Below are 8,869 nucleotides of genomic sequence, written 5' to 3'. Positions count from 1 at the left end.
TTTTCAAAGTTCAATTTGTTTTGCCGTNTTTTGACGACTTAACTATCTTAACATCTTTGTCGAAGTTTGTCAATACTTTTTTTCAAGTTGTGTTTTTTCTTTTGTTTCACAACGATATCTATCATACCACCTATTTATAGTTTAGTCAATTGGGAGTTTATGTATAATTTATTATTCCATGCAAATACTACAACTTAGATATAATTATACAAAACAAACAGGAAGGATAACCCCATGATAACTATTTTAATACGTACAATTATATTATATTTTTCTGTTCTAATTAGTTTTAGAATTATGGGCAAATCTGAACTTTCTGAGTTACAGCCCTTTGAGTTGGTTATAACCCTAATCATATCTGAGTTGGCTGTTTTACCTATGGAAAATACAGATATCCCCATTCTATATGGCATATTCGCAATCGCATCCTTAGTTTTTATTCAAGTAACCATATCATCTATAACTTTAAAATCTGAGACTATGCGACAATTGATTTGCGGAAAGCCTAGTATCTTAATTGAAAAGGGTGCCATTAACTTTAAGGAATTAAAAAAATTAAGGTTGAATCTTAATGATTTAATAGAACAATGTCGCTCAAAAGACTATCCATATATTGAAGATATATATTATGCAATATTAGAAACAGATGGTAGTCTAAGTATTTTGCCTAAGGCAAAAAAAACACCCATTTGTGTATCTGACTTAAATTTACCATGCCCTACTAAAGGATTACCTATTACTTTAATACTAGATGGAATTCTTAATTATAGCAACTTAGATTTAACTAATATATCAGAAGATGAATTATATAAGAAGATTAAAAAACATGGTATTAAAAGTTTTAAAGAAGTTGTTCTTTGTTATGTAACTGAAGATGGAAATTTATTTGTGCAAACTAAAGACTCACAAATTATAAACTTTACATAGAGAAGGTTGTGATTTTTTGCGTACTTTTATCTTATGTCTATTTATTATGGTTCTTTTAATATGTGTTTGGTTCTATGTATACAGTTCATTAGAAGATATGTATACATATTCAACCACCCAACTCACTGAACTTAATTCACTAATAGAGAGTGATAATTGGAATTTAGCTAGTATAAAAATCGAAGAATTTGAAAAGTATATTCATAAAAAAGAAAGACGTTTTGGCACCCTAATACATCATGAAGACATGGAAGTAATATATGAGTCTGTCCTAAAATTGAGAAATCACATACATTATAAAGATAAAATAAAATCTTCTTTAGAAATAGAACTACTAAAGCATTTTATTTCATCAGCAAAGGACAATCAATCTCTTAGTTTCTATAATATATTTTAACAATTAAGTCATTTCAAAAACTATAACATAAAAGTAAAAAAGCTACGCAAAATGCGTAGCTTATTTTAATAGATCTTCTAATTTTTCCTTATTAAACCCTTGTATAACCTCATCATCTACTTTTATAATAGGTACACTCATAAAACCCATCTTCATTAATTCTTTTCTTGCTGTCATATCTTTTGATACGTTTTTCTCTTCAAAATCTACTCCTTTAGAATTTAGATATTCCTTGGCTTCCTTACAATATATGCATGAATCACTTGAGTAAACTAATACATTTTTATTCATATTATATTCCTCCTAATTTATAATTATATTTTTAAGATAAAGCTTTATTATCTTTTGAATCCTTTATATGTCTTATAGGATCTTTTTCATGTACCAGGTCCAATGTATTTAGTATTTTTCTAGCTCATAAATAATATCTCTTGAAATTTTAATTGCTAGAAGTTTTCTTTTCTTTTGCTTCCTTTATTAGAGATGTACCGTGACCCATAGGACAAATTTGGCACCAACTTCTAGGTTTAAATATTACTCCCATTATATTTCCAACTACAAATGATGCAAACATTAATCTAAAGACTGCCTTTGCAACTTTAATTGGTACCAGTTGTGAATGATATAGTGATATTGAAAACATAGTAATCATTAGTATTAGTACAAAGTTTTTAAATTTTTTAGTTCTCATAAATTTGGGCAAAGTTTTATTTAATGATATATAAGGAAGAAACTTTCCCAAAAATGATCCTCTCGGACAATATTTAGAACAATGTATTTTTCCCCTACCTCTTAATGCATGATATATGGGCATACCCATACACACAAACCCAAATAAACCAAACCATATATTTACTATAGAGAGTATAAAGAACGTAACTATTATTATCCAACTCCATTTTTGATGACTCTTGTGTTTCATAATTACCCTCCTTTTAAGAATGTATTCATATTTTATGAATCTATTCATATTTTCTATTTTATTTTCTACCCCACCCCCTCCAGTAGGGGGTGTATTTATATAATACCATCTTCTGTCAGATAATTCAAGTTGTATTTATAAATTAAATGAAATATTTTATATTCTATTATTACCCCTTAGTACATCTAATATCTTAGTTTTAATACACATCTTTATTTTGTAAAAATTCTACAAAAACAAGAAAAAGCAATCTGTAAAAAACTCATAGTCTAGTTAACATACACGTTTTTACAGATTGCTGTATTTTATATTGTTAGGTTACATGATTTTTAGTTTTTTAACACTTTGATCCTTTTACTCCTGCTTTAACAACAAAACCTTTACCAATCCAACTATTTGAATAGTCTATATTGAAACTTTCAAATTGATTTAATAAATCTTGTTCCACTAATATTTTAATACCATTAACCTCTTGTTCATAATCTTCACTTTTCTTTGACTCATCCAGAGCCAATCCAAATCTAGGGCCACCTCAGCCAAACCCTCTCATATCAATTCTTAAGAATTTATCTTCTATTTTTTGTTCTTTTATCATTTTTTCTGCTTTTTCAGAAACAGATATACTCATATAACATCATCCTTTCCCTCCCCCTCCAGAGGGGGTATCTTTAACTTAAGTTTACTCCTAATATTTTCATCTGTCAATGGTTCTTTTAGGATTTATATTTATATTTTTCTTTTTGTTCTTTTATTATGTATTTCTACCCACTAATATTTTTTAGTAACTTATTATTCCTTCTAAAATCTACAAATTTACTCATAATCAAAAAAGTTTCCACATAAGCAGAAACTTTTTATTCTATCTTCGTAATATGTCCATAATATCCCTTACTTTTCTAAGGGCCTCATTAACTTGATCTCCCGTATCTGATTGCACAAGGGCTAATATATCCGTCACATCTTGAACATTACTTAATATATCCTTTTCTTCTCTAGACTTTAACTTCTTAATTTTTTCATTAGCAGCTATAGCCCTATCTATTTTATTTCTTCCCTTTCCTTTCACATAAGGTCTTACAACTTCTAATATTTCCACCTTGTCATTAGATGCTTTTTCCATTCCCAAAGCCGTTGCTTCCTGTTGTTTTCTTTCCATATATTTATTTACTGAATCAATCATTCCTACAATATTTTGTCCCCTATCTACTATTGTGCTCATATTCTCTACTAAGTAAGCTTGCGTCTTTTTATCTTTTTTTGAGCTTTTTTTATTTTTCTTGCCAATAATATCATCTTTATTTAATACGGCATACACTACCAATGGAAGAATTACATCCATACTAGCTAGTTCTCCCACTACATTCGCTACCACATTATTTTGTTTTTTCCCAATCTCTTCTTCTAATTCCAGTTCATCTAACTCTAGTTCATCTAATTCATTTTCATCAACATCTATAATATTATTATTTTCGTCCACCCTTACACCTCCTACACCTAAAGAAACATTACTATATTATATGCCTATCTAGTGTTTTTGGTGTAACATTAAATAAAAATAAAAGATAGTAGACTTTTATCGTCTACTATCTTTATACCAATTCAGTTATTAAACTGTGCCTTTATATTTACTTATAATACATTCTGCCGCCTTAATTCCATCTACTGCCGCTGACACTATGCCACCTGCATATCCACTACCTTCGCCTATAGGATATAGACCTTTAACATTTACACTTTGTAATTCCTTTGGATCTCTTAATATTCTAACGGGCGCTGAACTTCTCGTTTCAATTGCTGTCATAACTGCATCCTTAAGCCCGAAGCCTTTAAGTTTTTTATCCATTTGGATTAAAGCATTTTTTAAGGAACTTGACACAAAGGCTGGTAAACATTCATTTAAATTTGTCCATGTTACCCCTGGCTTATACGATGGAATAACTTTACCTGGGCCCTTAGATGGTCTCTCTAATAGAAAATCTTCTACCAGCTGTGCCGGTGCGTGATAATTACCTCCACCTACTTGAAAGGCTTTAGTTTCCCACTTTCTTTGGAATTCTACTCCAGCTAATGGATGATCACTTCCAAAGTCCCCTTCCATAACTTGAACTAATAAGGCACTGTTTGCATTCTCCTTGTCCCTCTTATATTCACTCATGCCATTTGTAACCACCATGTTTTCCTCTGATGCTGCAGCTACTACCACACCACCTGGACACATACAAAATGTATATACGCCCCTATCATCTTTTGTTTTATGGGTTAACCTATAATCAGCTGCTCCTAGTCTTGGATGATCTTTAAATTGTTTATATTGGGATTCATTTATCAATTCTTGAGGATGTTCTATTCTCACACCTATGGAAAAAGCCTTTTGCTCAATCTTCACCCCATTATCATAAAGAACTTTGTAAGTATCCCTAGCACTGTGACCTACTCCTAATATAACAATATCCGATTCTATCTTTTCCTTATTATTAACTTCTACTCCTACTACCTTTTCATCTTCTATTAGTATATCTGTCACCTTAGAGTTAAATCTTACTTTTCCGCCATATTTTATTATGGAGTTTCTCATATTCTTAACCACATCTTTTAGAATATCTGTTCCTATATGAGGTTTATGTAAATACATTATTTCTTCAGGTGCCCCAGCTTCCACAAATTCCTCTAAAACCTTTCTACATCTCTTATCCTTTATTCTAGTAGTGAGTTTTCCATCAGAGAAAGTTCCTGCTCCTCCTTCTCCAAACTGCACATTAGATTCAATATTTAATTCATTATTATTCCACAGGTTATCTATGCTTTTAGTTCTTTTATCCACATCTTCTCCACGCTCTAATATAATTGGGTTGTATCCCCTGTGAGCTAATATGAGACCACAAAACATTCCAGCAGGACCACTTCCTACTATTATAGGTGAATTCTTTAATTTCTCTTCACCCTCCTCCACCTGAACATAATCTAAATTTGGAGATTTACTAAGGCCTTTTACTTTCTTCAATATTTTATCTTCATTTTTAACTTCCACATCTATTGTATATACAAAATATAAATTGTCCCTTTTCCTAGCATCTATAGATTGCCTATATATATGATATTCTTTTATATCATCCACATTAACTCTCAATTTCTTAGATATTTTTTTCTTTAATAATTTAATGTCTTCATCTATAGTAAGTCTTATTTCATTTATTCTAATCATTTTATTCTTCCTCTCAAGTAAATATATATGAACTACTTAATAACTCAATAAACTCTAGATACCTACGAGTTGAAATAAGTTCAATAATTTTTGAAAATGTGGAGCATCAGAACATCATGTGCTGTAAACAATTATGAATCTTCTACCGGGAATATAAGATTCATAGTCTGTAGTCTGATAGCGACTTCCTTTGAAAAAATTTTGAACTTATTGAGACGAAGTAGGTTCACAACCGCCTTAGTTTGGAGATTATTTATGTCTATATCTTATTAGTTTCAACATATTATATCATATTTATTTAAAAAAATAAGAGAGTGTCTCTTTTTCCGAGACACCCTCCCTTATATTAAAATCTCTATTTAAAATAATGTAACTATAAATGAATCATAGAATACTTTACCTATTGCTAAAGGTGCTATATATTTGATTAGGAATGCCCAAACTTTACCTAGTGCAAACTTGACTTTGCCATTATTAGTAGCTTCCTTAATAGCATTATCAACACCCCATACCCAACCAATAGTTATACATGACATAAGTCCACCAAGTGGTAGGAATATATTTTGTGTTACATAATCATATAAGTCAAAGAATCCTTTACCAAATATCTTTATGTCTGCCCATGGTCCTAAGGATAATGATGCAGGTACTCCAACTGCAAATATTACAAAACCTAATGTTAAAGTAGTCTTCTTTCTGTCCCATCCCCATTCATCAACTACATAAGATACACATACTTCTAATAATGAAATAGATGATGTTAATGCTGCTAATAATACTAATACAAAGAATAATAGTCCAAAGAAAGTTCCAAATGGCATCTTAGCAAATACTGCTGGTAATGTTATAAACATAAGTCCAGGTCCTGCTGTTGGTTCAAATCCTAGTGCAAATACTGCTGGTAGGATTGCAAATCCTGCAAGTAATGCTACAGCCGTATCTATAAGGGGGATATATACCGCACTTTGTGGTATATTCTCTTCCTTAGGTAAGTAACTTCCGTAAGTAATTATGATTCCCATACCTAAACTTAATGAAAAGAATACTTGTCCTAGTGCATCTAATATTAATGCACCATTTAATTTACTAAAGTCAGGTTTTAAGAAGAACTCAAGTCCTGCCTCAGCTCCTGGTAATGTTACAGAACGAATAGCTAAGGCTATAATCATAACCAATAGAGCTGGCATCATTACTTTACTTGCCTTTTCAATACCTTCTCCAATTCCACCTAATACTATTACTAGTGTAGCAATCATAAATACTCCGTGGAATATAATCGGCATAACTGGATCAGAAATCATCTGACCAAACATATCTCCAAGTGCTGCTGAATCCGAAGTGCTTAAAGCTCCAGTACAAGTTTTTATAATATAGTTAATAACCCATCCACCTATAACGCTGTAAAAAGATAAAATTAAAAATGCTGTAAATACTCCAATTGCTCCAACCCAAGTAAGCTTTTTGCTTATTTTTCTATAAGCTCCAATGGCATTTAATTGTGTAAATCTACCTAGTGTTAACTCACCTGCCATTAAAGTGAACCCAAGTGTTATAAGTATTCCTAAGTATACAACTACGAATACTCCTCCACCATTTTTCCCTGCCATATAAGGGAACTTCCATAGGTTGCCTAGACCAACGGCCGATCCTGCTGCTGCTAGTAAGAATCCTACCTTAGACCCCCACTGCTCTCTTCCATTACTGTTCATACTAAATCCTCCTTGTTGTCGAATAATTCTTAAGATTTTGAATAAGTTCTTTTTTCTGACATATGAATGTTCGTTTTTACAAAAACATATGATTCATATGTTTTTTGGTAATAAAAAAATCTTTCATCCCTAGGCTAATATACATAGCATAGGGGCGAAAGATATTACTCGCGGTACCACCCTATTTCACAACAAAAGTTGCATCTCAAAATCAGGTCAGATTTCTCGAACCCTAGTCATATAACGGCGACAACCGACCACACTTACTTGAATTAACTTTCGGCATGGTAGCTTAGGAGTGATTATTATATACGATCTTGACGTCAATTTCCAGCAAACATTGACTCTCTGCAGACAAGACTTCTGTATTTTTCTCTCCGTCACAGCCTTTAAAATTTCGGTGTTTTTTTCCATTTGATGTTATATATTTTATAAAGTTTTCCTTCAATTGTCAATATATTTTTAAGTTTTTTTTATATTTTACTTTTAAGAATTAGTTTTTAATATACGTACACCTGTGTGTCTATGCCAAATAAAACCTTTTCCCAATATTATAAATATTTTTTATGAATTAATACATAAGAAACAAATAAAATCATATTTTATACACTATTCTTTTATCCACTTCCTAACAAATTCCCAATCCTTAATTGTGCCATTATCATTTAATATACCTAAGTATACTCCATCACCTTTACCTACTTGCCAAATGGCATTAGCTGAATTCTGTTTTGTAGATATATTATTTTGTTTTATGTATTCAAATAATTTCTCTTTCCCAATTCCATAAGTTTCCGATACATATCCTACTAAATATATGTCTATACAGCTAGCTCCAAAATCACGTGGATTATGATCTAGTATATGCCCTCTTATTATATCCTTCCAATTATCTTTTGGGGCAGATAAAATTTTATCTTTAATAAGATCTATCTTATAGGCCTTGTAGCTCCTCTTTTCCCATCCTTTAAAGCTACTTATATCTCCATCTAGTGAGACTAACTTATCTAGCATATTTTTCAAATTACAGACGGTAGGAATTACTTTTTCATGTATACTCCTTCCCTTTAGATTATTAGGTAATATAAAAGTAGCCTGGTTTCTTTTCTCAATAATCCTTTTAACCTCTTCATGGGTATTGACTATGAACCACTTTTTATTAGCATAATCATATTTAGCAAAATCTGCATTTGATGGGGTTTCTTTTCTTGGAGTGCTTTTTATGAATTCAAATAAATCATCTAATGAACTTTTCTTCAACCTATCCTCCATATCCCCATCTAAACGAAAATCAATCTTAGTATTTCTATCTATTACAGCATGTACACCAAAGGTTATGTCCTTTTCTTCTACTCTTCCTCCTGGATATATTTTAGTCATCTTTTGTCCTTCTACACAGTTCCACATCCATAGGATACTATCTTTTAAGGCATTTAATTTTTCATCACTCATAACCCCTAATAGGTACTCTTGTATGAGGATATTGCTTAATCCTATTGACGTTTCATTAGTGAATTCTTCCATAAAAACTAAGGGAGTATTCATATTATCATTTTCCAGTTCAATCCCTATATGATTTAGATTTTCCTTATGTAGTTTTAATTCTTTCTCATTGAAAAGCCCTTTATAATATACAAGACCGGCCTTAGGATATATAATATTATTTTGTTCCATAATAACACCTCACTACTCTTTAGATCTTCAGTTTAATT

Annotated in this window: 9 protein-coding genes and 1 other annotated feature; of the genes, 2 read left to right on the top strand and 7 right to left on the bottom strand. The window is 31.1% G+C overall.

The genetic code is table 11. The features are described from left to right. Positions 1 to 234 precede the first annotated feature (234 nt). Both CCE28_RS16610 and CCE28_RS16605 read left to right on the top strand, forming a co-directional pair. Positions 235 to 927 (top strand): DUF421 domain-containing protein, encoded by a 693-nt coding sequence (locus CCE28_RS16610; RefSeq protein ID WP_095134856.1) that lies wholly within the window; start codon positions 235 to 237, stop codon positions 925 to 927. A 16-nt stretch (positions 928 to 943) separates the two neighbouring features. After that, on the top strand, positions 944 to 1,324 hold the full coding sequence (locus tag CCE28_RS16605) for a DUF4363 family protein (RefSeq protein ID WP_095134855.1): 381 nt from the start codon (positions 944 to 946) through the stop codon (positions 1,322 to 1,324). Between the two features lie 60 nt (positions 1,325 to 1,384). Here the strand turns inward: CCE28_RS16605 and CCE28_RS16600 are convergent, their stop codons facing one another. From CCE28_RS16600 to CCE28_RS22605, 7 genes are all read right to left on the bottom strand, one after another. Further along, complete coding sequence (locus CCE28_RS16600) at positions 1,385 to 1,615, bottom strand: glutaredoxin family protein (protein WP_095134854.1); 231 nt, start codon at positions 1,613 to 1,615, stop codon at positions 1,385 to 1,387. Between the two features lie 148 nt (positions 1,616 to 1,763). After that, positions 1,764 to 2,246, bottom strand: coding sequence for a 4Fe-4S ferredoxin (locus CCE28_RS16595; RefSeq protein ID WP_095134853.1), 483 nt, complete (start codon positions 2,244 to 2,246; stop codon positions 1,764 to 1,766). A gap of 337 nt (positions 2,247 to 2,583) precedes the next feature. Further along, a complete protein-coding gene (locus CCE28_RS22935; RefSeq protein WP_334293523.1) occupies positions 2,584 to 2,874 on the bottom strand; it encodes an iron-sulfur cluster biosynthesis family protein in 291 nt (96 codons plus the stop codon). Between the two features lie 231 nt (positions 2,875 to 3,105). Then, positions 3,106 to 3,723, bottom strand: coding sequence for a hypothetical protein (locus CCE28_RS16590; RefSeq protein ID WP_095134852.1), 618 nt, complete (start codon positions 3,721 to 3,723; stop codon positions 3,106 to 3,108). Between the two features lie 129 nt (positions 3,724 to 3,852). Beyond that, positions 3,853 to 5,448 carry an NAD(P)/FAD-dependent oxidoreductase gene (locus tag CCE28_RS16585; RefSeq protein WP_095134851.1) on the bottom strand — a complete coding sequence of 532 codons (1,596 nt, stop codon included), beginning with the start codon at positions 5,446 to 5,448 and terminating at the stop codon, positions 3,853 to 3,855. A 359-nt stretch (positions 5,449 to 5,807) separates the two neighbouring features. Next, entirely contained in the window at positions 5,808 to 7,157 is a 1,350-nt protein-coding gene (locus tag CCE28_RS16580; RefSeq protein ID WP_095134850.1) for a sodium-dependent transporter, read from the bottom strand. Between the two features lie 147 nt (positions 7,158 to 7,304). Next, positions 7,305 to 7,550 (bottom strand) — a binding site (T-box leader). Between the two features lie 216 nt (positions 7,551 to 7,766). Then, positions 7,767 to 8,831: a transposase gene (locus CCE28_RS22605; protein ID WP_242973002.1), complete on the bottom strand. Its 1,065-nt coding sequence runs from the start codon at positions 8,829 to 8,831 to the stop codon at positions 7,767 to 7,769. Positions 8,832 to 8,869 lie beyond the last annotated feature (38 nt).

Origin of the sequence: Anaeromicrobium sediminis, from assembly GCF_002270055.1 — a bacterium.
Classification (GTDB): Bacteria; Bacillota; Clostridia; order Peptostreptococcales; family Thermotaleaceae; genus Anaeromicrobium; species Anaeromicrobium sediminis.
This window is presented reverse-complemented; position numbering and strand designations above follow the sequence as displayed.